The organism is Pseudomonas sp. PLMAX (assembly GCF_046042685.1).
In the GTDB taxonomy this organism is placed as follows: Bacteria; Pseudomonadota; Gammaproteobacteria; order Pseudomonadales; family Pseudomonadaceae; genus Aquipseudomonas; species Aquipseudomonas putida_AE.
Window position 1 is genome coordinate 5,585,108 of record NZ_CP064949.1, and the last position, 25,950, is coordinate 5,611,057.

The 25,950-nt window shown below is 60.4% G+C and carries 17 protein-coding genes and 4 tRNA genes; 6 read left to right on the plus strand and 15 right to left on the minus strand.

What is annotated here, in order from left to right; all coding sequences use genetic code 11:
• Positions 1–80: 80 nt before the first annotated feature.
• The 4 genes from DKB71_RS25330 to DKB71_RS25345 all read right to left on the minus strand — a co-directional run bounded on the left by DKB71_RS25330 (position 81) and on the right by DKB71_RS25345 (position 622).
• A tRNA-Asp gene (locus DKB71_RS25330) sits at positions 81–157 on the minus strand.
• Positions 158–176: 19 nt separating this feature from the next.
• A tRNA-Val gene (locus DKB71_RS25335) sits at positions 177–252 on the minus strand.
• Positions 253–450: 198 nt separating this feature from the next.
• Positions 451–527: transfer RNA gene (locus tag DKB71_RS25340), tRNA-Asp, on the minus strand.
• 19 nt (positions 528–546) lie between these two features.
• Positions 547–622: transfer RNA gene (locus tag DKB71_RS25345), tRNA-Val, on the minus strand.
• Positions 623–781: 159 nt separating this feature from the next.
• Between DKB71_RS25345 and rdgC the strand changes: the two genes are divergently transcribed.
• The 3 genes from rdgC (at position 782) to sugE (ending at position 3,262) form a co-directional block, all read left to right on the plus strand.
• Positions 782–1,702: a recombination-associated protein RdgC gene (gene rdgC / locus DKB71_RS25350; protein ID WP_008060875.1), complete on the plus strand. Its 921-nt coding sequence runs from the start codon at positions 782–784 to the stop codon at positions 1,700–1,702.
• A gap of 157 nt (positions 1,703–1,859) precedes the next feature.
• The gene (locus tag DKB71_RS25355; protein WP_408598178.1) at positions 1,860–2,825 is read left to right on the plus strand and encodes a bile acid:sodium symporter family protein; all 966 of its coding nucleotides are present in this window, start codon (positions 1,860–1,862) and stop codon (positions 2,823–2,825) included.
• 122 nt (positions 2,826–2,947) lie between these two features.
• The gene (sugE, locus tag DKB71_RS25360; protein WP_408598180.1) at positions 2,948–3,262 is read left to right on the plus strand and encodes a quaternary ammonium compound efflux SMR transporter SugE; all 315 of its coding nucleotides are present in this window, start codon (positions 2,948–2,950) and stop codon (positions 3,260–3,262) included.
• 72 nt (positions 3,263–3,334) lie between these two features.
• Here sugE and DKB71_RS25365 read toward each other — a convergent pair whose 3' ends face one another.
• From DKB71_RS25365 to DKB71_RS25395, 7 genes are all read right to left on the minus strand, one after another.
• On the minus strand, positions 3,335–4,129 hold the full coding sequence (locus DKB71_RS25365) for a TenA family transcriptional regulator (protein ID WP_274073019.1): 795 nt from the start codon (positions 4,127–4,129) through the stop codon (positions 3,335–3,337).
• A gap of 45 nt (positions 4,130–4,174) precedes the next feature.
• The gene (locus tag DKB71_RS25370) at positions 4,175–6,634 is read right to left on the minus strand and encodes an EAL domain-containing protein (RefSeq protein ID WP_406591449.1); all 2,460 of its coding nucleotides are present in this window, start codon (positions 6,632–6,634) and stop codon (positions 4,175–4,177) included.
• Positions 6,635–6,770: 136 nt separating this feature from the next.
• Positions 6,771–8,588 carry an ABC transporter ATP-binding protein gene (locus DKB71_RS25375; RefSeq protein ID WP_408598183.1) on the minus strand — a complete coding sequence of 606 codons (1,818 nt, stop codon included), beginning with the start codon at positions 8,586–8,588 and terminating at the stop codon, positions 6,771–6,773.
• The gene (locus DKB71_RS25380) at positions 8,581–9,216 is read right to left on the minus strand and encodes a DsbA family protein (protein WP_274073016.1); all 636 of its coding nucleotides are present in this window, start codon (positions 9,214–9,216) and stop codon (positions 8,581–8,583) included. The genes DKB71_RS25375 and DKB71_RS25380 overlap by 8 nt, the downstream gene beginning before the upstream one ends.
• Before the next feature lie 3 nt (positions 9,217–9,219).
• Complete coding sequence (locus tag DKB71_RS25385; protein WP_323626936.1) at positions 9,220–10,161, minus strand: rhodanese-related sulfurtransferase; 942 nt, start codon at positions 10,159–10,161, stop codon at positions 9,220–9,222.
• Positions 10,162–10,372: 211 nt separating this feature from the next.
• On the minus strand, positions 10,373–10,672 hold the full coding sequence (locus tag DKB71_RS25390; RefSeq protein ID WP_274073014.1) for a BolA family transcriptional regulator: 300 nt from the start codon (positions 10,670–10,672) through the stop codon (positions 10,373–10,375).
• 12 nt (positions 10,673–10,684) lie between these two features.
• A complete protein-coding gene (locus tag DKB71_RS25395; RefSeq protein WP_408598186.1) occupies positions 10,685–11,209 on the minus strand; it encodes a DUF2059 domain-containing protein in 525 nt (174 codons plus the stop codon).
• 192 nt (positions 11,210–11,401) lie between these two features.
• Between DKB71_RS25395 and DKB71_RS25400 the strand changes: the two genes are divergently transcribed.
• Entirely contained in the window at positions 11,402–12,796 is a 1,395-nt protein-coding gene (locus DKB71_RS25400) for a class II fumarate hydratase (protein WP_323609067.1), read from the plus strand.
• Between the two features lie 120 nt (positions 12,797–12,916).
• Here DKB71_RS25400 and DKB71_RS25405 read toward each other — a convergent pair whose 3' ends face one another.
• The 3 genes from DKB71_RS25405 to pap all read right to left on the minus strand — a co-directional run bounded on the left by DKB71_RS25405 (position 12,917) and on the right by pap (position 16,910).
• Positions 12,917–13,876 carry a DMT family transporter gene (locus tag DKB71_RS25405; RefSeq protein ID WP_323609068.1) on the minus strand — a complete coding sequence of 320 codons (960 nt, stop codon included), beginning with the start codon at positions 13,874–13,876 and terminating at the stop codon, positions 12,917–12,919.
• Positions 13,877–14,114: 238 nt separating this feature from the next.
• Entirely contained in the window at positions 14,115–15,299 is a 1,185-nt protein-coding gene (locus tag DKB71_RS25410) for a thiolase family protein (RefSeq protein WP_408598189.1), read from the minus strand.
• 105 nt (positions 15,300–15,404) lie between these two features.
• Positions 15,405–16,910, minus strand: a complete 1,506-nt coding sequence (gene pap / locus DKB71_RS25415) for a polyphosphate:AMP phosphotransferase (RefSeq protein ID WP_274073009.1) — start codon at positions 16,908–16,910, stop codon at positions 15,405–15,407.
• 160 nt (positions 16,911–17,070) lie between these two features.
• On the opposite strand from pap, the gene mnmC reads away from it, so the two are divergent.
• The gene (mnmC, locus tag DKB71_RS25420; protein ID WP_408598191.1) at positions 17,071–19,053 is read left to right on the plus strand and encodes a bifunctional tRNA (5-methylaminomethyl-2-thiouridine)(34)-methyltransferase MnmD/FAD-dependent 5-carboxymethylaminomethyl-2-thiouridine(34) oxidoreductase MnmC; all 1,983 of its coding nucleotides are present in this window, start codon (positions 17,071–17,073) and stop codon (positions 19,051–19,053) included.
• Between the two features lie 5 nt (positions 19,054–19,058).
• Here mnmC and DKB71_RS25425 read toward each other — a convergent pair whose 3' ends face one another.
• Entirely contained in the window at positions 19,059–23,723 is a 4,665-nt protein-coding gene (locus DKB71_RS25425; protein ID WP_408598193.1) for an NEL-type E3 ubiquitin ligase domain-containing protein, read from the minus strand.
• A gap of 451 nt (positions 23,724–24,174) precedes the next feature.
• Between DKB71_RS25425 and DKB71_RS25430 the strand changes: the two genes are divergently transcribed.
• Positions 24,175–25,947 (plus strand): N-acetylglutaminylglutamine amidotransferase, encoded by a 1,773-nt coding sequence (locus DKB71_RS25430; protein ID WP_408598195.1) that lies wholly within the window; start codon positions 24,175–24,177, stop codon positions 25,945–25,947.
• Positions 25,948–25,950: the final 3 nt, after the last annotated feature.

The following is a 25,950-nucleotide window of genomic DNA, read 5'->3' on the forward strand; positions in this document are numbered from 1 at the left end:
CAAACGCCAGACAGCAAAAAGCCCGCACTAAGCGGGCTCTGTGTGGTGACCTGGCGTTCAGTGTTCCAGGTGACCGAATATGGCGCAGCGGACGGGACTCGAACCCGCGACCCCCGGCGTGACAGGCCGGTATTCTAACCGACTGAACTACCGCTGCGCGAAACGCTTGAAACGAATGGTGGGTGATGACGGGATCGAACCGCCGACATTCTGCTTGTAAGGCAGACGCTCTCCCAGCTGAGCTAATCACCCTTCGCTTCGTTACGGGACGCATTATGCCACAGGTTTTCGTAATGTGTTGATTTATTTGAAGTTTTTTTCAAATAAATCTGAAAACCGGTGAAACGACACAACCCGATGGAACAAGGTACAAACTTGAGGCAGAAAAAAACCCGCATCAGCGGGCTTTTCCGTGGTGACCTGGCGTTCAGTGTTCCAGGTTACCGAATATGGCGCAGCGGACGGGACTCGAACCCGCGACCCCCGGCGTGACAGGCCGGTATTCTAACCGACTGAACTACCGCTGCGCTAAACACTTGAAACGAATGGTGGGTGATGACGGGATCGAACCGCCGACATTCTGCTTGTAAGGCAGACGCTCTCCCAGCTGAGCTAATCACCCTTCGCTTCGGTGTGGCGCGCATTCTACGGAGCAGCCCTACCTCTGGCAAGCACTTTTTTAATTAATTTTCTGATGCCTTCCAAAGGCTTAGAGAAGGGTTGGCCTATGACCCGGCGAAGACAATAATGCCCCCCTTTGTATAAAGGAGAGACTCACCCCATGTGGTTCAAAAACCTGCTTATCTATCGCCTGACCCAAGATCTGCCTGTTGATGCCGAGGCGTTGGAGACTGCACTGGCCACCAAGCTGGCGCGTCCATGTGCAAGCCAGGAGTTGACCACCTACGGTTTCGTCGCGCCGTTCGGCAAGGGCGAAGATGCCCCGCTGGTGCACGTCAGCGGTGATTTCCTGCTGATCAGCGCGCGCAAGGAAGAACGCATCCTGCCGGGCAGCGTCGTGCGCGATGCCGTGAAGGAAAAGGTCGAAGAGATCGAAGCCGAGCAAATGCGCAAGGTCTATAAAAAGGAACGCGACCAGATCAAGGATGAAATCATCCAGGCCTTCCTGCCGCGCGCCTTTATCCGTCGCTCGTCGACCTTCGCCGCCATCGCGCCGAAACAGGGCCTGATCCTGGTGAACTCGGCCAGCCCGAAACGCGCCGAAGACCTGCTGTCGACCCTGCGCGAAGTGATCGGCACCCTGCCGGTGCGCCCACTGACCGTGAAAATGTCGCCGACCGCGACCATGACCGAGTGGGTCACCACCCAGAAAGCCGCGGACGACTTCTTTGTGCTGGACGAGTGCGAACTGCGCGACACCCACGAAGACGGCGGCATCGTGCGTTGCAAGCGCCAGGACCTGACCAGCGAAGAAATCCAGCTGCACCTGAGCACCGGCAAAGTGGTCACCCAGCTGTCGCTGGCCTGGCAGGACAAACTGTCGTTCGTCCTCGACGACAAGATGGTGGTCAAGCGCCTGAAGTTCGAAGACCTGCTGCAAGACCAGGCGGAACAGGACGGTGGCGACGAAGCCCTCGGCCAACTGGATGCCAGCTTCACCCTGATGATGCTGACGTTCGGTGACTTCCTGCCGGCGCTGGTTGAGGCGTTGGGTGGAGAAGAGACTCCGCAGGGCATTTGATTATCTGAATCGGCGGCGTTTGAAAAAAGATCGCAGCCTGCGGCAGCTCCTACAGGGGATCACATTCCAAATGTAGGAGCTGCCGTAGGCTGCGATCTTTTTTTGCAGTCAGCGTATGCTTAGCTCCCTAACGCTTTCATACAACAAGGATCAGGCCATGCGCGCACTGGCTGCATTAAGTCGTTTTGTCGGTAACACCTTCGCCTACTGGGTACTGATTTTCGCCGTCGTGGCGTTCCTGCAACCGACGTGGTTCATCGGCCTCAAGGGCGCCATCGTACCGTTGCTGGGGCTGGTGATGTTCGGCATGGGCCTGACCCTCAAGCTCGAGGACTTCGCCGAAGTCGCCCGCCATCCGTGGCGCGTGGCCTTGGGCGTAGTCGCGCATTTCGTGATCATGCCCGGTGTGGCGTGGTTACTCTGCCAGGCGTTCCATTTGCCGCCGGAAATTGCCGTCGGCGTGATCCTGGTCGGCTGCTGCCCAAGCGGCACTTCGTCGAACGTGATGACCTGGCTGGCCCGTGGGGACCTGGCACTGTCGGTAGCCATTGCCGCCGTGACCACCCTCCTCGCTCCACTGCTGACGCCGGCCTTGATCTGGCTGCTGGCTTCGGCCTGGCTGCCGGTGTCGTTCATGGAGCTGTTCTGGTCGATCCTGCAAGTAGTGCTGCTGCCGATCGTATTGGGTGTGGTTGCCCAGCGCGTGCTCGGCGACAAGGTTCGTCACGCGGTGGAGGTGTTGCCACTGGTATCGGTGGTGAGCATCGTGATTATCGTCACGGCGGTGGTGGCCGCCAGCCAGACGAAGATCGCCGAGTCGGGCCTGTTGATCATGGCCGTGGTCATGCTGCACAACAGCTTCGGTTACCTGCTGGGTTACTTCACCGGGCGCCTGTTCAAGTTGCCGTTGGCCCAGCGCAAATCCCTGGCGCTGGAAGTCGGCATGCAGAACTCCGGGCTGGGCGCGGCCCTGGCCAGCGCGCACTTCTCGCCGCTGGCGGCGGTGCCGAGTGCGCTGTTCAGTGTCTGGCACAACATTTCCGGGGCGCTGCTCTCGACCTATTTCCGCCGCATGAGCGAGAAAGAAGATCGGCGCACCGCGGCTGGGCAAGCGACTGACTGATACGTGAAAACTTGATCCCCGGGTTAATGCTGGGCACTATATTGCGCAAACGCGAGGACGACCTCGCGGCTCGATCGAGTCATTAACCTGGGGACGACCCCGTCAATCGATGGAGGTTTTCCTTGCCCTGGATCATTCTGTTTTTCGCCGGCCTGTTCGAAGTGGGCTGGGCCGTCGGCCTGAAATACACCGACGGTTTCAGCCGCCCTCTCCCCACTGCATTGACCGTTGCCGCCATGGCCGTCAGCCTCGGCTTGCTTGGCCTTGCGATGAAGGAATTGCCGCTGGGCACTGCCTATGCGATCTGGACGGGCGTCGGTGCCGTCGGCACGGTGATCGCCGGGATCATTCTGTTTGGTGAATCCATGGCGTTGATCCGGCTGGCCAGCGTGGCATTGATCATTGCCGGACTGGTGGGGCTGAAAGTCAGCGCCTGATACTTTGCTGCCCTTACGAAAAAGCCCGCCCCCTGGCATCAGGGGGCGGGCTTTTTCATGGGCGTCTACCGATCAGGTTTCGGCCAGTGCCATGCGCTCACGCGCCACCGGGGCTTTTTCGGCGTGTTCGAGCTGCATACAACGCTCGAGGAACAGGAACATATAGTCGTAGCTCTTGCACACGGCCTGGCGCAATTCCACCTGCAATGCCTGGCTCGGGTTCATCCCGGCCAGCGTGCAGATGATTTCCAGCGCTTCCCACGGATGGGCATCGTCGTACTGGGCATGCATCTTCAGCCACTTCATGGCCCGCTTGCGATCCTCTTCAGGGAACGCCGCCGCGTAGAGGCCGTTGGAACAGACCAGCGCCGACCACTCACCGGTCGCGCCTTCAATGGCGTAGTTGGTGGCGGCAATGGCCACGATCAGCGAGTCGGAGGAACTGGTGTGCCAGCACCAATGGCTCAAGGCGTGAAGCTCAGGGGCCACCTGCTGCGCCTGCAGATCTTCCAGGCTGACGCCGTGGGCACGGCTCCAGTTCACCCAGTAGTCGGCATGGTTCAATTCGACACGAATATTGCGCATCAACCAGCGACGCGCCATGTCCTCGCCGGGGTGGCGGGCAAAACGGGTCTTGGTCAGGTTCTGTGCCATGTATAACGCGAACTGTTCGACTACGGGCCAGCCACCGATCAGGTACTGGCGCATGGTCTTGGCGCTGAGTTTGTTATCTCGCATGCGTTGATACAGTTCGTGTTCGACAACCCGGCGCTTACTCGCGCTGCAATCCTGAATCAGGCGCTGGGCCCAGGCGGGATAACTTGCAGCTTCCATGAGTGGTCCGGTGCGGTTGAAAGTCTCGATCACTGTCGGGCTCCTTTTGATTGTGATTGTTCTGATCGACGAGAGACTTCAACGGAACGTACCGGGCGCCTTGAACAACAAGGGCTGCGGTCTGGCTGGACGACTTTGCAAACTATCGCAGGTAAACAGATGCGGGCGTTCAATAACATACCCTTGAGCGTAATCAACCCCGATCTCCAGCAATGCCTGCTCGATCTGGGGTGTTTCAACAAACTCGGCAATCGTACGCTTACCCATGACATGACCGATGTGGTTGATCACTTCGACCATGGCGCGGTTAATCGGGTCGTCCAGCATATCCTTTACGAAACTTCCGTCGATCTTCAGGAAGTCTACAGGTAAATGTTTCAAGTAGGCGAATGAGGACATACCGGCGCAAAAGTCGTCTAACGAAAACAGGCAACCTAAGCTTTTGAGTTCATTGATAAATCTAATTGCACTACCAAGATTTGAAATAGCGCTGGTTTCAGTGATTTCAAAACAAATTATTTCAGGTGGTATTTGGTAAGTAATGAACTGTTGACGCAGGAAGTCGAGGAACGCGTCATCTCCTATAGTTGTGCCTGACAGATTAATCGCACAAAGTGCTAAAGGTCCTTTGTGCTCTTCGGCAATACATTGGGCAATGATCTTGAATACGTTCTGTACAACCCAACGATCCAACGAAGTCATCAGCCCATAACGTTCGGCTGCCGGAATAAAACTGTCGGGCAATATCATGCGTCCGGCTTCGTCATGCAGGCGCAGCAGAATCTCGATATGCCCGCCACCCTGTTCGACATGTCCGAGCGGGGCAATTTCCTGGGCGTACAGACAAAAGCGGTCTTCTTCCAGGGCCATGTGCAGGCGCTGCACCCAGGCCATTTCGCCAAAGCGCAGGGACAGCTCCGAGTCGTCCGGGTGATACACCTGAACCCGGTTACGACCCTTTTCCTTGGCCATGTAGCAGGCCATGTCGGCAGCACGCAGGGAGACTTCGAGGGTGGTCGGATTTTGCGCGATATGCACCAGCCCGATACTCACGGTGGTCACGAACGGCCGGCCCTTCCAGACGAAGTGCAGGTTCTGCACGGTCTGGCGCAACCCCTCGGCAATTTTCTCGGCCGCCTCCGGCCCACAGTTCTCCAGCAGGATGCCGAACTCGTCACCGCCCAAGCGGGCCAGGGTGTCGCCCTCGCGCAACCCGGACTGCAACAGCGCACAAATGTGCCGCAGCAACTCGTCACCCGCCGCGTGACCGCAGGTATCGTTGACCAGCTTGAACTGATCCAGGTCGAGGAACATCAAGGCGTGGCGCCCCGATTGTCGCGTCAGGGCCTGCAATGCCTGTTCCAGGCGAAATTCGAACTCGCGGCGGTTGGCGAGCCCGGTCAAGGCATCATGGGTCGCCTGCCAGGACAGGTTGGCAATGTATTGCCGTTCCTGGGTCATGTCATGCAACACAAGCACGGTGCCGCTGACCTTGCCGGCATTGTGGATCGGCGCCCCGACCAGGGTGACCGACACCGTGCTGCCATCGAGGCGCTGAATCAGCTTGGAGTGTTCGCTGCCACCACTGAGCTGACCGCTGAGGATGTGCTCGATCAAGGTGAAGCCATCGGCCTGGGCGTTGTCGTCCAGCAGATTGAACAGCGCCGCCAGCGGCAAGCCGGTCGCCTGGTCGGCTTTCCAGTGGGTCAGGGCTTCGGCGGCCGGATTCATGTAGGCGATCGCGCCCTCGACATTGGTGGTGATCACTGCATCGCCGATCGATTGCAGGGTGATTTGCGCCCGCTCTTTCTCCAGTTGCAGGGCGTCGGCGAACGCATGGCGCTGCTTGAGCAGTTTATGCGTGCGCAGCAGCGCCAGGGCGATCAGGCCGAGGGCGGTGGCCAGGTTTGTCGCCAGCAGCAGCCGCAGGATCATCCGCGAGCCCTCGCCCAGCGCATCGCTGAAGGCCTTGGCCGCCGGTGTCACCTCGTCGTTGATGGCGAATATCTGTTCCTTCCAGCGCTGGATATCAGCCGGGGTGGTCTGCCTGACGCTGATGTGCTGATGCATGTCCCTCGCGACGTCATCGAGTTGCACCAGGTACCCGTCACCCACGGTCCACAGGTCGATGGCTTTTTCGAGGAAGCTGAAATGGCGGAAATTGAGGTACAGCCAGATCAGGCTGGGAACGTCGTCGGGGTGGTTGCCACCCTTGAGGATCGCCTGCCTGGCCGCCTCGAGATCGGGTGGCTGCTGATCCAGTGCCACTCGCAACTCGTGCCCTCCCTGAGGGACGGCAATGGCTTCCTGGTATTTGAGGAATTTGCTCTCGTCGCGGCCGTCGGCATACAGGTTGAGGTAATAGATGGCGTCTTTCTGACCCTTGGACCACAGGCTTTCACCCGCAACATAGCCGCGGACCGCCGACAGTACATAAAGGCTGACGCCCCCCAACAGGGCCTGAAATAACACGACGGCGATAAAAGGCCAGACGATGCCCAATAGCCGCGGCGTTCCGAGAGTCCGGGTTTGATTCATGGGGTCCCTTGTTTTAGCACTGCCAGATCATCATCCACGTGATCGCTACCGCTAGACTAGGGGGCCTTCTGCATCCCGGCAAGCGAGAGCCTCCTGCCAATGCGGGAAAGTCCACGCGACCTGCCTTGGCATTGCCTCAATGCTGCTGCAAATGCCCATAAAGCTTGGCGTAAAGACCACCCTCGGCAATCAGCTGCTGATGGTCGCCATCTTCGGCAATCTGCCCGCCGTCGAACACCAGGACCCGGTCGGCCTGCTTCACCGCCGACAGGCGATGGGCGATGATCAGGGTAGTGCGGTGGCTGAGGAATCGCGCCAGCGCCTGGTGCAGGTTGTATTCGGTGGCGGCATCCAGCGCCGAGGTGGCCTCGTCGAGAATCACCACCTTGGGATCGGCCAGCACCATCCGCGCGATGGCCAGGCGCTGGCGCTGGCCGCCCGACAGGCGCACGCCGGAACGCCCGACAACACTGTCCAGGCCATTGGGCAACTCGCGCACGGTGTTGTGCAATTGGGCGATTTCCAGGGCGTTCCAGCAGGCCTCGTCGCTGCGTTCGCGGCCCATGGTCAGGTTCGCCCGCACCGTGTCGTTGAACAGCGCCGGGTGTTGCAGGACCACCGCGACATTTTCCCGCACGGTATCCAGGCCGATCTCCTGCTGGGTCGAGCCGCCAAAGCGAATGGTCCCGGCCAACGGCGTGTACAAGCCCAGCAGCAATTGCACCAGGGTGCTCTTGCCGCCGCCGCTGGCGCCGACGATCGCGACCTTTTCACCGGGTGCGATCGACAGGTTCATCTGGTTCAAGACCAGCTCGTCACCGTAGCCGAAACTCAGGCCCTGAACCTCGATGCCCACGGTCTGGCGACCAATGAACGGGTCGACGCCGTTCGGGTACTGCGGCTCATCGGCGCGCGACAGCAGCTCATTGATGCGCGACAGCGCGCCGCCGGCGGCGTAGTAGGCATATTGCAGGTTGAGCAGTTGCTCGACCGGACCGATCATGAACCACAGGTAGCTGAATACCGCGAGCATCTGGCCGATGGACAGGTCGGAAAACAGCACGGTGAGCATGGCCGCCGCCCGAAAAATATCGATGCCGAACTGGAACAGCAAACCGCTGGCCCGGTTCGAGGCATCGGTTTTCCATTGCGAATTCACCGCGTAATCCCGTACGTCCCGGGCGCGTTGCCCCAATCGGCCGAGGAAGAAGCCTTGGCGATTACCGGCACGCACTTCCTGGATCGCGTCCAGGGTTTCGGTCAATGCCTGGGTGAAGCGCGAGGTGCTGTCGTTCTCGAGTTTCTTCAGGTGCTTGACCCGCTTGCCCAGCTGCACCGTGGCGTAGATCACCAGCGGATTGAACAACAGGATCAGCAGCGCCAGTTGCCAGTGCATCCACACCAGGATGGCCGCAGTGCCCACCAGCGTCAGCATGGCCACCAGGAAACGACTGAGGGTTTCGCCGACGAATTTGTCCAGGGTGTCGAGATCGGTCACCAGGTGCGTGGTCACCGTGCCGCTGCCCAGGCTTTCGTATTCCCCCAGCGAAATACGCTTGAGGCGCTCGATCAGGCGGATGCGAATGCGGTAGACGATGTCCTTGGCCAGGGCGGCGAACAGGCGCGCCTGCACCACGTTGAACAGCAAGGCCGCGCAACGCAGGGCCAGGGTCACCACCAGCATCAGGCCGATGTAACCCGCAGCTTTCTGCCAAGCCTCTGGCAGCGCGAGGTTCATGATTTTCAGCGCGGCGTCACCGTGCCCCAGCAACACTTCGTCCACCAGCAACGGCAGCAGCAAGGGAATCGGCACGCTGCACAGGGTCGCCAGCACGGCCACGCCGTTGGCGATCCACAGGGATTTCTTGTGATGCAGGGCCAGGCGACGGATTTCTGCCCAGCTCAGTCGGTCGACACGCTTTACGGCTGGGGTGTCGTCGGGCTGGTCATGCACAGGCGGCGCGCTCCAGCCAGCGGCCGAGCAACGGGGACAGGACACTGAGGGGCTGATAGCCATTGGTCAGCAACGCCAATTGACCATTACGCTCAGCCAGCAAGGTCGGAAAACCGGCGATGCCGAGGTCCTGGACCCAGGTGAAATCGGCAGCCGTCGCGACGTGCGTATCGGCACGGTCGAAAGCGGCGGCGAACTCGATGCGCGGCACCCCGGCCTGCTCCGCCAGTTCCACCAGAACGCTGGCGTGGGTGACATCGCGACCTTCGGCGTAAAACGCATGCTGGATCAACCCGAGCAGCTTCCAGGCGCAATCCGGCGCCAGCCCACGTGCCGTCACCAGCGCCCGGCAAGCGGGTTCGGTGTCATAGACGAAACCGTCGGGCAAAGCACCTTCAAGCTTGAAGGGTTGGCCGGTGGCCTCGGTGACTGCCTGCCAATGCTCCAGGATGTAGCGACGGGTGGTCGGCTCCAGCGCCGAACCACTGCCAGTGCGCAAACCACCCACCACCAGGTGTACGTCCACGCCGGCGGCTTGCGCCTGCTCGACCAATGCGTTGGCAACCGGCGCGAAGCCCCAGCACCAGGAACACATCGGGTCCATCACATAGAGCAGGCGTGCAGACATGGTTCAGGCCTCGGTGGATGTTTGCTTGTAGTTGTAGCCGATCGGGTGCGGCATGTTGCGCGCCTTGGCCAGTTCGATCTGCTTTTGCCGGTCGATGGCGCTGCGACGGGTCTTCTCGCTCAGCGTATTCCAGCAATGCGGGCAACTGATGCCGGGCACATAATGCTCGGACGCACGGTCGTCCACGCTGACCGGTGTGCGGCAGGCATGACATTGATCGTAGTCGCCTTCGCTCAGGTCGTGGCGCACGGTCACGCGGTTGTCGAACACGAAGCAGTCGCCCTGCCACTTGGTTTCTTCCTGAGGCACCTCTTCGAGGTATTTCAGGATGCCACCCTTGAGGTGGTAGACCTCATCGAAGCCCTCGCTGAGCATGTAGCTCGAAGCTTTTTCACAACGAATGCCGCCGGTGCAGAACATCGCCACCTTCTTGTGCACGGCCGGGTCGAAGTTGGCTTTGATGTAGTCGGGGAATTCGCGAAAACTGGTGGTTTTCGGGTCGATCGCGCCTTCAAAGGTGCCGATCGAGACTTCGTAGTCGTTGCGGGTATCGATCAACAGGACTTCCGGGTCGTTGATCAGCGCGTTCCAGTCCTGTGGGTCGACGTAGGTGCCGACCTTTTTGTTCGGGTCCACGCCCTCGACGCCCAGGGTCACGATCTCTTTCTTGAGCTTGACCTTGGTGCGGTAGAACGGCTGCTCGTCGCAGTACGACTCTTTATGGTCGATGTCGTCCATGCGCGGGTCGTTCTTGAGCCAGGCCATCAGCCCGTCGATGCCTTCGCGGCTGCCGGACACGGTGCCGTTGATGCCTTCTTCGGCGATCAGCAGCGTGCCTTTGATGCCGTTGTCGACCATCGCTTGCAGCAGTGGCTCGCGCAGGGCGACGTAATCTTGCAGGGTGACGAACTTATACAGTGCCGCCACGACAATCTGTTGTGTCATGGGTAAATCTCCAGGTGGCTACCCTCGTAAGGGGTGAACCGGATGCGAAAAAAAACGCGCCGCAGGAGCGGCGCGTTGGACATTCTAACAAAAATTACGCGATCCCTGTAGGAGCTGGCTTGTGTAGGAGCTGGCTTGCCAGCGAAAGCGATCTCATGGACGCCTTCGCTGGCAAGCCAGCTCCTACAACAAGCCAGCGCCACAAGGTGATTCAGGATTTACTGCCACCGGCACAGGTCGGCGAAGCCGGCGCCGCGTCGATCTGCGCCCATTCCTCAGGCGTGTAGGTGTGCAAGGCCAACGCATGGAATTCGCCCATCAGCTCGCCCAGCGTGCCGTAGACCTTCTGGTGGCGCTTGACCCGGTTCAGGCCTTCGAACTGCGCACTGACCACCACGGCCTTGAAGTGGGTTGAAAGCCCACGGCTGTGCATGTGGCTTTCGTCCAGCACCTGCAAATGCTCAGGCTGTAACAGGCCCAGCGTCGATTCGATACGTTGTTGCATGGTCATGCCGAACTCCGCTTATGGCTTTTTCTTGGCTGGAGCGGCGGCGCCTTTCGGATCCAGCTCGGCGGTCATGTCAGCCAGCAGCTTGTTGACCACAGGCACGGCGCTTTCCAGCTTGGCCTGGGTCATCTGGGCCGATTGCTGGGTCAGCTGCGGCATTTTCTCCAGGACTTTCTTGCCCAGTGGCGACTTGTAGAACGCGACCAGGTCCTTGAGCTCCGACTCGGTGAAGTTGGTGGTGTAGAGCTTGACCATGTCCGGTTTCAGCTTGTTCCAGCCAATGGCCTGGTCCAGAGCGGCGTTGGCCTTGGCCTGGTAGGTTTCCAGTACGGCTTTTTTCGACTCGGGGGCTTTGGTTTGCTGGAAGCGCTGGGCGAACATCTGCTGTACTTGCATGTACACCGGAGTGCCCAGTTTGTCAGCGTGCGCCAGGGTCAGGAAAGCCTCGGCACTGGCGTTGTGGCTGGCGGTATCGGCAAAAACAGGGCCGCTGGCGCAGACCAGTGCAACCGCGGTACAGATGGCACGAAGACGAGTCATCGAGTTTCCTTTTCTAGCAGGCGAGGTAAAACCCCAAGGACGACCATTCTGCGCCTAAAAAAGTGTGTCGCTCAACCCCAAGCCTTGTCGCGCCTGATTTAGAGGGGTTGAATGGGCAGAATACAGACTGATGGAACCACGGCCGTCGATCACGGCCTAAACTGCGCAACCAGACCTACAGGAGTGTGCATGATGAGCCGAATCGAAACCGACAGCCTGGGCCAGGTTGAAGTCCCGGAAGAGGCCTATTGGGGTGCTCAGACGCAACGCTCGCTGGTCAACTTCGCCATCGGCGAAGAACGCATGCCGCTGGCGGTACTGCACGGCCTGGCGCTGATCAAGAAAGCCGCGGCAAGGGTCAACGACCGCAACGGCGATTTGCCCGCCGACATCGCCAGGCTGATCGAGCAGGCGGCCGACGAAGTGCTCGACGGCGAGCATGACGATCAGTTCCCGCTGGTGGTCTGGCAGACCGGCAGCGGCACCCAGAGCAACATGAACGTCAACGAAGTGATCGCCGGACGCGCCAACGAACTGGCCGGCAACCCCCGTGGCGGCAAGTCTCCGGTGCATCCCAACGATCACGTCAACCGCTCCCAGAGCTCCAACGACTGCTTCCCCACGGCCATGCACATCGCCGCCGCCCAGGCCGTGCAACAGCGCCTGCTGCCGGCGATCAGCGAACTGTCCGGCGGCCTGGCCGAGCTCTCGGCCCGCCACATGAAACTGGTCAAGACCGGCCGCACCCACATGATGGACGCCACGCCGATCACCTTTGGCCAGGAAGTCTCGGCGTTCATCGCCCAGCTCGACTACGCCGAACGGGCGATCCGCAGTGCGCTGCCGGCGGTCTGTGAACTGGCCCAGGGCGGTACGGCGGTCGGCACCGGGCTGAACTCGCCCCACGGCTTCGGCGAAGCCATCGCCGCGGAACTAGCCGCCCTTTCCGGCTTGCCGTTCATCACCGCGCCGAACAAGTTTGCGGCCCTGGCCGGCCACGAGCCGCTGACCACCTTGTCCGGCGCGCTGAAAACCCTCGCCGTGACCCTGATGAAAATCGCCAATGACTTGCGCTTGCTCGGCTCCGGCCCCCGCGCCGGCTTTGCCGAAGTGAAACTGCCGGCCAACGAACCGGGCAGTTCGATCATGCCGGGCAAGGTCAACCCGACCCAGTGCGAAGCGCTGTCGATGCTGGCCTGCCAGGTCCTGGGCAACGACGTGACCATCGGCTTCGCGGCGAGCCAGGGGCACCTGCAGTTGAACGTGTTCAAGCCGGTGATCATCCACAACCTGCTGCAATCGATCCGCCTGCTGGCCGATGGCTGCAGCAACTTCCAGCAGCATTGCATCGCCGGCCTGGAACCGGATGCCGGGAAAATGGCCGAGCACCTGGAACAAGGGTTGATGCTGGTGACTGCGCTGAACCCGCACATTGGTTATGACAAATCGGCGGAGATCGCCAAGAAAGCCTATGCCGAGGGGCTGACACTGCGGGCGGCGGCGTTGCAGTTGGGGTATCTGACCGATGAAGAGTTCGATGCCTGGGTGAGGCCGGAGAATATGCTGGAGGCTGGGGCCAAGGGCTGAGTCTGTAGCGCCTGACAGTTCGCCTTCGCGAGCAAGCCCGCTCCCACAATGGACCGTGCACGGATCATGTGGGAGCGGGCTTGCTCCGGGCGGCGTTCCGACGAAGAACGATAACGCGGTCTAACTGACCGCCATTCGGGCTTTTCGCGCCTTCAACCCTGCAATCAACGACGGCCCCAACGCCACCAGCGCCGACCCCAACACCACCAACACCGCCCCGCCATACCCCAGGCCATTGATGGTCTCGGCGTGCACATACTCCGGCCACCACCAGGCCGCCACGGCCACGGCGGCCAAGGTCACCAGCGGCGTGATCGCCAGGGTCGCACTGACCCGCGATGCCTCCCAATGCGCCAGCGCCTCGGCGAATGCGCCATAGGCAATCAGGGTGTTCATGCAGCACGCCAGCAGCAGCCAGCCTTGCACGGGGGTCAATTGCAGCGCCTCCAGCGGATGCACCCACGGCGTCAGCAACAGCCCGCAGAACAGGTAGATCACCATCATCACCTGCAACGAATTCCACACGGTCAGCAACTGCTTCTGCCCCAGCGCATAAAATGTCCAGACCGTGGAGGCCAGCAACACCAGCAGGACACCGGCGGTGTAGTCGCTCAACGAGGTCAACAGTTCACTCAGGCGCTGGTTGAAAAACAGCACGAAACCGACCAGCAACACCAGCAAGCCAATCCCCTGCCCCAGGCTGAAGCGCTCCTTGAACACGAACACACTGGCGATCAGCAACATGATCGGGCCCATCTGCACCACCAGTTGCGCGGTGCCGGGGCTGAGCAGGTTCAACCCCATCAGATACAGCACGTAATTGCCCACCAGGCCGAGTACCGCCATCAGCACCAGCCAGCCCCCGCGCGGGCCGAGCACCTTGCGGCTCGGCAGGCGCCGGGTCGCCGCCAGGTAAATGAACAGGCAGCCACCGGAGACCATCAGGCGAAACCAGGTCACGGTGACCGGGTCCATCACCAGCAGCACCTGCTTGAGCTTGATCGGCAGGATTCCCCACAACAGCGCGGTCAGCAAGGCCAGGAACAGCCCATAAACCCAGCGACCCGATGAAATGTGCATGCGAACCCCAATCCGGAAAACAAGTAGCGCCATTCTAGGCGCTGAGTCGCTTCGGACACAGGGACAGTTAAGGACTGGCCGCGAATGAAACTGTGCAGGTCGCAGCAGTTATCTAATAACCAGCGGCCCCTTCGCGAGCAAGCCCGCTCCCACAGGGATCTACTGTGTGACGCAGATCCAGTGTGGGAGCGGGCTTGCTCGCGAAAGCTATCTGACAATCAATACAAATCCTGAAGACCTAACGCACCGCCTCAAACAACCCCGTAGCCCCCATCCCGCCCCCCACGCACATGGTGACGATGCCGTAACGCAGGTTGCGTCGCTGCAACTCGCGAACGATGTGCCCGACCTGGCGCGAACCGGTCATGCCGAACGGGTGGCCGATGGAAATCGAGCCGCCATTGACGTTGTACCGGTCGTTGTCGATCTCCAGCCGGTTACGCGCGTACAGGCATTGCGAGGCGAAGGCTTCGTTGAGTTCCCACAAATCGATATCGTTGATGTGCAAGCCCTTGGCCTTGAGCAGTTTCGGCACCGAGAACACCGGGCCGATGCCCATCTCGTCCGGTTCGCAGCCCGCCACGGTGAATCCGCGGAAGAACGCTTTGGGCTTCAAGCCCAGCGCCAGGGCTTTTTCCAGGCTCATCACCAGGGTCATGGAGGCGCCGTCGGACAGCTGTGACGAGTTACCGGCGGTGACCGAGCCACCCTCGGCAAACACCGGCTTCAATCCGGCCAGGCTTTGCAAGGTGGTCTCGGGACGGTTGCAGTCGTCGTGATCGACGACGCCCTCAAGTATCTGCACCTGGCCGGTGGCCTTGTCTTCCACCCGGTACTTCACCGCCATCGGCACGATTTCATCGTCGAACAATCCGGCGGCCTGTGCCTGGGCAGTGCGCTGCTGGCTTTGCAGGGCGTACAGGTCCTGTTCTTCGCGGCTGACGTCGTATCGACGCGCGACGATTTCGGCGGTCTGGCCCATCGGGAAATAGATACCCGGCACCTGCTCCTTGAGCAGCGGATTGATCAGGTGATCGGTGTTGATGCTTTTCATCGTCAGGCTGATGGACTCGACGCCACCGGCCACGATGATGTCGCTGCAACCGGAGGCGATCTGGTTGGCGGCAATGGCGATCGCCTGCAAGCCTGAGGAGCAGAAGCGGTTGAGGGTCATGCCGGCGACACCGATGCCCAGGCGCGACAAGACCGCGACGTTGCGCCCGATGTTGTACCCCTGGGAGCCTTCGTTGGAGCCGGCACCGACGATGCAATCCTCAACGCTGGCCGGGTCGATGCCGGTACGCGCCAGCAAGGCGTCGACACAATGCGCCGCCATGTCGTCGGGACGGGTCATGTTGAACTTGCCGCGAAAGGATTTGGCCAGGCCGGTCCGCACGCTGTCGACGATCACCACTTCACGCATGGCATACCTCATTGTTGTTGTCAGTTGAGAGTGGACTGAGCATAAGCCCACTCAATTACCGACCGCGACAATCATTCACCCCGCGTATGCGTAACCATCGCCTGACTATTTGCCCTTGCGCTTGCCCGACTTTTCGAACGCCTCTTCCAGGGCGTGGTTGATGGTGCGCAACACCTTGACCCGCGCCCAGCGTTTGTCATTGGCCTCCACCAGGGTCCAGGGCGAGATCTCCGTGCTGGTGCGGTCGACCATGTCACCGACAGCGGTGCGATAGTCGTCCCACTTGTCGCGGTTGCGCCAATCGTCCTCGGTGATCTTGAAGCGTTTGAACGGAATATTTTCGCGCTCCTGGAAGCGCTCCAGTTGAGTCTGTTTGTCGATGGACAGCCAGAACTTCACCACGATCACCCCGGCGTCGGTCAGCTGTTCCTCAAAGTCGTTGATTTCGCTGTAGGCGCGCAGCCAGTCCGCCGGGGTGCAGAATCCCTCGATACGTTCCACCAGCACCCGGCCATACCAGGAGCGGTCGAACATGGTGAATTTGCCCCGCGCGGGCACATGCCGCCAAAAACGCCAGAGATACGGCTGCGCCCGCTCCTCTTCGGTGGGCGCGGCAATCGGCACGATGTTGTACTGGCGCGGGTCCAGGGCAGCGGCAACCCGGCGAATCGCCCCACCCTTGCCTGCCGCGTCATTGCCTTCGAACACAGCAATCAGTGCGTGGCGGCGCATGCGTTTGTCGCGCATCAAACCGGAAAACCTGGCCTGTTCGGTGATCAGTTGCTCTTCATAATCGTCCTTGGCCAGATGCAACGTGAGGTCGAGGCTGTCCAGCAGGTTCAATTGATCGACGCTGGGGAACACGGGCGCGGCGTTGACTTTTTCCGGGCGGATTTTCGGCCTTTTCAGCGCGCCCTGCAGGCCTTCGAGCAGAATCTTCCCCACCACCAGGCTGCGGTAATGCGCATCCATGCCCGCGATCACATGCCATGGCGCATAGTCGCGGCTGGTGCGCCGCAAGACGCGCTCACCGTATTTCACAAAGCGGTCGTAGGTTTCGGACTGCTGCCAGTCCAGTGGGCTGATGCGCCAGCTGTGCAGCGGGTCGTCGGCCAACGCCTTGAGGCGTGCCTTCATCTGTTTCTTGGACAGGTGGAACCAGAACTTGAAGATCAGCGCGCCTTCGTCGCAGAGCATTTTTTCCAGGCGTTCGGCGGCGTTGATACTTTGATCGAGCCTTGGGTCCTTGATCACGCCGTGGACCCGGGCCTGCAGCATCTGGCTGTACCAGTTGCCGAAAAAGATGCCCATGCGACCCCGGGCCGGGAGCATCCGCCAATAGCGCCAGGCCGGTGGCCGCGCCAGTTCTTCGTCGGTTTGCTGATCGAAGGTGCGCACCTCGATCAGGCGCGGGTCCATCCATTCGTTGAGCAATTTCACCGTCTCACCCTTGCCGGCGCCTTCGATGCCATTGATCAGGATGATCACCGGAAACCGGCCCTGCTGGCGCAGTTCGAATTGCGCGTCGAGCAAGGCTTCACGCAAGGCCGGGACCTCGGCGTCGTAGGTTTCTTTGTCGATGGCGTGATCGATTTCAGCGGATTCGAACATGGGCAGCTCCCTGGCAGATGTGAGCAAGACTAGTGGATTGACCTCTCCTGCGGGGGAGAAATCCCATTTTCATCGCCGGGGCCGTTGCCGGCCTTGCCATGGATCAAGCACCCCGGCCGCGATCGGATAGAATGTGCGCCTTGCCGTGACCGAGCCTGCCATGAAACCTGTAATGCCCCACGCCCAGATCGACTGGGACGACCAAGGCCTCCCGCGCTCGCGGGTGTTCGACGATGTGTATTTTTCCGACCTGTCGGGGCTGGATGAAACCCGCTACGTGTTCCTCGAACAGAACGCCTTGCGTGAACGCTTTGCCGCGTTGCCGGTGGGCGGGCGACTGGTGATTGGCGAGACCGGTTTCGGCACCGGATTGAATTTCCTCTGTGCCTGGCAGTTGTTCGAACAGCATGCGCAGGCCGGTGCGCGATTGCATTTTGTCAGTGTCGAGAAATACCCGCTGAGCCTGCCCGACCTGCAACGAGCGCTGGCGTTATGGCCCGAACTCAAGCCGTTCGCCGATCAACTGCTGGCGCAATACCGGGCGATCCACCCGGGTTTCCAGCGCCTGGTCCTGGATAACGGCCGCGTCACGCTCACCTTGCTGATCGGCGATGCCCTGGAGCAACTGCCGCAACTGGACGCGCAGATCGACGCCTGGTTTCTCGACGGCTTCGCCCCGGCGAAAAACCCCGACATGTGGACCGCCGAACTGTTTGCCGAACTCGCCCGTCTGGCGGCACCCGGTTCGACCATCAGCACCTTCACCAGTACCGGCTGGGTGCGCCGGCTGCTCAATGCCGCGGGCTTCAAGATGAAACGTACGCCAGGCATTGGCCACAAATGGGAAATCCTGCGCGGTACGTTTCTCGGCTGGCCCGAAGAAGTCCCGATGCCCGCTGTAACCAAACCCTGGTTCGCTCGCCCGACACCGGCAACCGGCGAACGCCGCGCCCTGGTGATCGGCGCCGGGCTGGCCGGTTGTGCGACGGCCGCGAGCCTGGCGGCTCGCGGCTGGCAGGTGAGTCTGCTGGAGCGTCACGCCGGGCTGGCGCAGGAAGCCTCGGGCAATCCCCAGGGCGTGCTGTACCTCAAGCTTTCCGCCCATGGCACCGCGTTGTCGCAATTGATCATCAGTGGATTCGGTTACACCCGGCGCTTGCTCGAGCATTTGCAACGGGGCGTCGACTGGGACGATTGCGGGGTGTTGCAGCTGGCCTTCAATGCCAAGGAAGCCGAGCGTCAGGCGCAATTGGCCATAGCGTTTCCCGAAGGCTTGCTGCATGTACTCGATCAAACCCACGCCGAAGCTCGTGCTGGTATCGCGCTGCCCTCGGGGGGCCTGTTCTACCCCGAAGGCGGTTGGGTGCATCCACCCGCGTTGTGCCAATGGCAGGCAACGCAATCGAACATCGAGCTGCTGAGCCATCACGATGTGCTGGAGCTGCGCCGCGTGGATGGCGGCTGGCAAGCCTGGGATGGCGACAGGCTGCTGGCCGACGCCCCCACCGTGGTGCTGGCCGGCGCTGCCGAGATCAAGCGATTCACCTACAGCCGCGAGTTGCCGCTCAAGCGCATTCGCGGACAAATCACCCGCCTGCCGCAAACCCCTGCAAGCCAGTCACTGAGTACCGTGGTGTGCGCTGAAGGTTATGTCGCGCCGGCACGCCTGGGCGAACATACCCTGGGGGCGAGTTTCGATTTCAACAACGACGACCTGACCCCAACCTCTGCCGAACATCTGGGCAACTTGCAGATGCTCGAAGAAATTTCCCTGGATCTGGTCGCCCGTCTCGGCGCACACGCCTTGCAGGCCGATGAACTTGAAGGCCGCGCAGCGTTTCGCTGCACCAGCCCGGATTACTTGCCGATTGTCGGTCCATTGGCGGACAGCCAGGCCTTCGCCGACGCCTACAGCGTATTGAGCAAGGATGCCCGGCAAACCCCGGACATCCCCTGCCCCTGGCTGGATGGCTTGTACGTCAACAGCGGCCACGGTTCGCGAGGACTGATCACCGCTCCATTGTCAGGCGAATTGATCGCCGCCTGGCTGGATGACGAACCGCTGCCGCTGCCCAGGGCCGTGGCCGAGGCCTGCCATCCCAACCGCTTCGCCTTGCGGCGCTTGATACGCGGCAAGGCCTGAGGCGTTCAATCCAGGGCAAAACAAGTCTCTGACTCGACGGCCTTCATGGCCGCCTCGGTCAGGCGCTTCAACAACTTGCTCTCCTCTGTCTTCATGTTAGCGACGATGCCGTCGACCGTGGCGAGATAGTCCGCGCCAAACTCCTTCTCGCTATCAATGGCCGCCTGCATTTGCTCTTGAAAAGGCGCGGCCACATCAGTGAAGTCCTTGCCATGATGCTGTCGCAAAAAGTCACTCCAAAACGTGCGGCCCTGTATGTAAGTCGATAGTTCGGGGGATGTTTCGGCGGTGATGACCTTGCTGTAGGCGGTTTCCAGGTCCTTGGCTGTTACGCCGCTATTGGACGCATAGCGCATATGCCGGGGCTGACCGAAAATGTCGAGCCTGTCTGCCAGGCCGGTGCGATAGGCCAACTCCACTTCCAGCGGTTCGAGGTCGGGATGGGGCCGGGCATGTTCCCGGGCGAGCCTGGTCAGGTAATCCAGGCGGAACAAGCGGCGCCCAAGACTCAACAGCCGAGCGGCCCGATCATGGGCATTGGCGGACTGGCGAGCCACCGTATCGATATTCACGGCCACCTCAAGGTTACTGAAGATCGTGGCCGCCGCATCAGCGCAATTGGCTCTCACTGCCATCGCCAGCAATTGGTCGCGCAACGCCGAATCAGTCTGGATCGCATCAATGACACTCCACACCCGACGGGTCATGTCTTCGTGGACAAAGCGGTTATCTGCGCTGCCACCCAGTTCTGCCAGCAGTTCAAAGAATCCATTCGCGCCGGGTTCGTTCGTCAGCGCCAGCCATTGACGATTACGACGGGTATAGGTCTCTTCAGAATTTTCTGGCAGCCACAGGTCTCTAGCCCTTTGTTCACTGATCACCACGGCTTTATCGTCCAGCAACCCCATCCCGACCCCCCTATTGTTGCGATAGGTTTCCAGCAGCGTACGGCTTGTCTCGGATATCGGGTTATCACGCAGATTGATCGCTTCGGCGAAACGCCGAGGGACCTGGAACAGCCAGGCGGGCAATTCCATTATCTGATTACCACGCAGGTCGAGGAAATTCAGATACGGCAAACGGTTAAGACCGACGGGCAGTTCCGTGGCATGGGTATCGCGCAGGAACAGGTCTCTGAGATCCAGCATCTTGCTGACATCGATGGTGGCACCCAACCGATTGCCGCTGAGCCCCAAGGTACGCAATGTGCGCATGTCGGCCAGTTTGCGCAACGTGTGCTCGGTAAGCGCTATCCCATTACCGTCCAGCCTCAAATGTTGAAGGTTAGGCATGTGTGACAGCACTTCAGGCAATCGTGTGAGTCGATTGCGGTCCAGTTCCAGGCTGACAAGGCCTTTGAAGGGCTTGAGAAAATACTCCAGTTCATCGCCGGCCTGCATGTCCATGATGGAAAGGCTGCGCACATGGGCGACATCGTCCTCGGTCAGGGTCGGTAATGGGCCCACCGGGTTGCGAATCAGCGTGAGCGAGGTGAAGGGGTCATGTGGCGGCCAGCCTGCAGGCGTTATCCGGCGCCAGCAGTTCTCGATGGTCATGGCCACCTGACGACGGTTGACCCGGATAACATCAAGTTGCCCCCCAAGTGACTTCATTTGCATTTCATCGTCACGCCAGTCGCGCAGCACCTGGCGCAGTTTCTTCAATTGCTGTTCCAGAACCCTGATTCGATTTCCCCGCTGCATCTGCGTACTGCCGGCCGCGTCCAGGAACGCCAAGACCTGGATCTCGGTGAACAGCGGATAGAGCTTTTTGACTTTACGAATCATGCCTCTTGCATAAGCACTGGCAGCGGGAGGATCGGCCTGGACACAGGCAGACAGGTGTTCCGGTGTTTCATTGCGCTCACCCCGCAGCAGCCGCCCGGTGTGCGCCGGGTCAGCCGTGGCGGCCCTCGACAGGCGTGATCGCAGTGTCGGGACATCCAGGGTATCGCTGCCAGTCAAGCCCATGGCGGAGCGTTGTGAGGCAGGCAGTGCATCCAGTATCGACTCGAGCAGCGTTTCGCTCGTCAGTGTGGAGACCACATTGCCAGTGCCTTGGATGACCTGATAGCCGGTGGGTATCTTGACGATCACTCCACACGACTTCGCCTCTGCCTTGCCCACGCTGTCGAGCAAGGTGCCGGTTGTCGATCCCTGTCGCACTTCGAGTCGAACGTCGCCATTCCAGCCTTGCACCCGGTTCATCAGTCCGAGCGCCAGTTTGTCGGTATCGGCATTGGCCAGTGGCGGCAGATGCAGCCCCGTGAGTGCACGGTCCTGCCTGATCATGGCCTGGGCCTCACGAACCTGCCGGGCGAGGTCCACACCAGCTATCTTGCGATCAGCCAGAAAACTTCGATCCCTGCCAGAGGCGTTTTCCAGCAACTCCTGACCCACTCGGACGGGAAGGTCAGCGGCGTGTTCGCGCAGTGTCGCGACATCGTCGGTCGCGCTGCCGTCCCAGGTTGTATACAGCCACTCGAACAGCGACTGACGATCGCCCTCGAGGCTTATCGCGATCTTCTTTGCCAACAGATGCGAGTCCGATTCAGTCGATGCTTTACCGACGATGTTTTCCACTTCGTTCGGATAGAGGCCTTTGATAACGGTATCGAGCAGTTGCCCCGAATCCAGTTGTTTCTGACTGACTTGCACGCTGTTGACGTCGTCGTCCTGTGGTGCAGTCTCGGGGAAGCGGGACAAGACCCCGCCTTGTTCGTTGCGCACTTCGATGAAGCGTTCCTTCGGCCAGCCGGGCAGCCTCGGCAGCGTATGCAGTTGTTCCTGGATGAAGTCCGTATTCGCGATCTCTCCCCGCGCCATCGCTGCGACCAGCCTGGTAATGCGCCGCTCGATCCTGAAACGCTGGACACAGTCATACAGCCGCTGCGGTAACTTGAGGTTGCTTTCATGCAAAGGGTGCACATTTTCAGGGGTTATGTCGGTGATTTCGGCAATCGCTTCCAGATCACTGCCCAAATCACTCAGGTGCTGATCCGTGCGTTCCAATGCGTAAGCACCATCGCGCCACTCGTGCGCGTGCTCATGGACATGCCGCCAGCCACCGTGCACGTTGTGCAGGGCGGCAGGCTGGTAGGCATCCGTTCGCGCCGGGTGGTTGATGATCCATGCCGAGTCCCCAGCATTGCGGGTCACGCCATAGGGTGCTCCATCCATGACGATCGACGTCTGCCCGGCATGCCGGTAAAGCCCTTGCGAATCCGCTTGCACGTCGGCTGGCAGTGTCGTGGTCCGTTTATAGGGTTCGAGGTCGGGCTTCCATAACCTTGGCTTGCCATCCGTGCGCGTGACGGCCTCGAAACCGTCGAAGAATGCCACTTGCTCTTTCACGCCTTTGACGGCTGACGTGATCACTTTGCCGCCCGCTGCGAATGCCGCCATCTGCCCGAGGTTTTCCACGACGTTGAGCAAATGCGACAACGCCTGTTTTCGCTCACCGTGTGTCCAATCCTGCACACCTTCGAACACCTCGCTGACGATATCGACTGCAGCCGCCGCCAGCATCAGATGACCGATCACCGGGACGAAAAACGAGAATGCGGTCAATAGCACAAGACCCGCACCCTCCAATACCTGATAGGTTTTTTCCCTTTGTTGTGCATCGACGTCTTCGGTCGGGACAGCAAGGATTCGTGTGTCTTCTTCAATCTTGCTGACAAACGAACTGAAGAAAAAATCGGCAAGGCAGGTGTCGGCGGGTGTGGCAGTCAGCGTTCCCAGGTTCTTGTCCTTGTCGAACCCGGTAAAAAAACCGATCCTGTCATGGCCGTGCAGGTATTGCCCGCCGAAAAACTTCCTATAGCTTTTGCTTTGCAGATGAAGGGTGAGGTAGCTCTCGAATTCCTCCCGCGAGGCGTATTCAAACAGCGGTCGACGCGGTTCGTTCGGCATGTAGACCACGCACCTGGCCTTCGCGTCGGTCTCGATGGAGACCTTGCTGAACACCAGGACTCCACAGATGCAGGCGTCATGAATTCTCAGCCCTTGCCAACGCACCGGTGCGCCATCCAACAGGGCGCCCTTGGTTTGAGCCGCCGGGACATCCTGCTCGAGCACAGTCAGCAGCATCTTGTAAACGGCGGGGGTGATGTCCTTTTTAAGGTAGGCCATGTGCAGTGCGACCTGCATGTCCAGCACTTTGAGCCGCCGGATGTCCGCGGTACCCGCCCGATCATCGATGGGCGCTCCGTCTGCAGGCTTGGCCGGTAAGGCCAGGGCTTCAGTGATGTGACGTTGATAGCGGGCACCGAGATCGAGCTCACGACAGAGCGTTGCGAATTTTTCAGCGGTGACTTCAGTTCCTGATTGAGCCTTTGCATCGATTCGAATCACCGCGCCCTTCAGAACGCCGCCGCTCGTTGCTTCCCCAAAGGTGAAGTTTTCCATGGCCGCCTGGAGCAGGCTGCGTGATATGGTTTTTTCTTCAATCAGGCGACAGAACGGGGCCAGCCCCATTGCTTCGCAGGTTTTTTTTTCGATTTCCAGGGTGTCCCGCTCGACGTCGACCTCGATCGCCCATTTTTCTTTCAAGAGGTCAGTCAGTTGCTCTTTGCAGAACTCGTTCAGCGGCTTGAGTTGTTCAAGCGCCGTCGCCACCTTGCCTTGGGCTGGAAACGACTGCTCGAATGCAGCGTTCAACGCCTGCACCACTGGCAGATCCGCAGTGGCCAACCATGGCGGAATCGACGCTTGCAGGGCTTCAGCCTTGTCCAGGTCGCCTGTGTGCTCCACTAGAGCCTCGAGACGTTCTGCGTGGGTCAAGGGGACTGCCGCGGGGGCGGCCTTGGGTGTTGTGGCTGGCATGAGCAATATCCTTATTGCATGGGGAGACCCTCAGTTTATGAAGCTCAATGGGCAATTGATAATTCGAAAAGCGGAACGAATCTGGCACCGTCCTAACAGCTTCTCCTATGCATCCCAGCATTAATTACCACCCTGGCACTGCACACATGTGTACCCCCGGCATTAGCCAGTACACGCCTGCTTATAACCCATCGTTCTAAAACTCCCACTACCGAGACGGGTCAGTTTCTGAGTACCCGTCGTTTTGGCGCGGTATCGATTGCCCCTCCCCAACGGAAAAACCGGTAAGGAATTTATGTGCGGATTAGCTGGCGAGTTACGTTTTGACAATCAACCTGCAGACCTTGCAGCCATTGAGCGAATCACCCATCACCTGGCACCTCGAGGCCCCGACGCCTGGGGTTTTCACAGCCAGGGGCCAATTGCCCTGGGCCATCGCCGCCTGAAAATCATGGACCTGTCGGACGGTTCGGCGCAGCCGATGATCGACAATCAACTGGGACTGTCCCTGGCCTTCAACGGCGCGATCTACAACTTCCCGGAACTGCGCAGCGAACTTGAAAGCCTGGGTTATGCCTTCTATTCCGGTGGCGACACCGAAGTGCTGCTCAAGGGTTTCCATGCCTGGGGCGAAGCCCTGCTGCCGAAACTCAACGGCATGTTTGCCTTCGCCATCTGGGAGCGCGACAGCCAACGCCTGTTCATCGCCCGCGACCGCCTCGGCGTCAAGCCGCTGTACCTGTCGCGCACCGGCCAGCGCCTGCGTTTTGCCTCGGCCTTGCCTGCACTGCTCAAGGGCGGCGACATCAACCCGATCCTCGATCCGGTGGCGCTCAATCATTACTTGAATTTCCATGCCGTGGTCCCGGCGCCGCGCACCTTGCTGGCCGGCATCGAAAAATTGCCACCGGCGACCTGGATGCGCATTGAAGCGGATGGCCGTACCGAGCAGAAAACCTGGTGGACCCTGCCCTATGGCCCACACGACGATGAGAAAAATCTGACACTTGAGGACTGGCGTGACCGCGTGCTCGACAGTACGCGCGAGGCGGTGGCCATCCGCCAACGTGCCGCGGTCGATGTCGGCGTGCTGTTGTCCGGCGGAGTCGATTCGAGCCTGTTGGTCGGGCTGTTGCGGGAGGTCGGCGTGGAAAACCTGTCGACCTTCTCCATCGGTTTCCAGGATGCCGGCGGCGAGCGCGGCGACGAGTTCCAGTACTCGGACCTGATCGCCAAACACTACGGCACCCAGCACCATCAATTGCGCATCGACGAAAGCGAGATCATCGAACAACTGCCTGCCGCGTTCCGCGCCATGAGCGAGCCCATGGTCAGCCACGACTGCATCGCCTTTTACCTGTTGTCCAGGGAAGTGGCCAAGCATTGCAAAGTGGTGCAAAGCGGCCAGGGCGCCGACGAACTGTTTGCCGGTTACCACTGGTATCCCCAGGTCGACGGTGCCAGCGATCCGTACGCGGCCTATCGCGAAGCGTTTTTCGACCGCAGCTACGACGACTACGCCGCCACCGTGCAGCCAAAATGGCTGACGGCCAATGACGCTGCCGGCGACTTCGTGAAGGAACATTTCGCACAGCCCGGTGCCGACGCCGCGGTGGACAAGGCCCTGCGCCTGGACAGCACGGTGATGCTGGTGGACGACCCGGTCAAGCGCGTCGACAACATGACCATGGCCTGGGGCCTGGAAGCGCGCACGCCGTTTCTCGACTATCGCCTGGTGGAATTGTCGGCACGGGTGCCGGGCCAATTCAAACTGCCCGACGGTGGCAAGCAAGTCCTGAAGGAAGCGGCGCGCCTGGTGATCCCCAGTGAAGTGATCGACCGCAAGAAGGGTTACTTTCCGGTACCCGGCCTCAAGCACTTGCAGGGCGACACGCTGAACTGGGTGCGCGAACTGCTGCTCGATCCAAGCCAGGATCGCGGCCTGTTCAAACCCGCGATGCTCGACCGCCTGCTGACGGACCCACAAGGTCAACTGACGCCGTTGCGCGGCTCCAAGCTGTGGCAACTGGCGGCCCTGAACCTGTGGCTCAGCGAACAAGGAATCTGACCG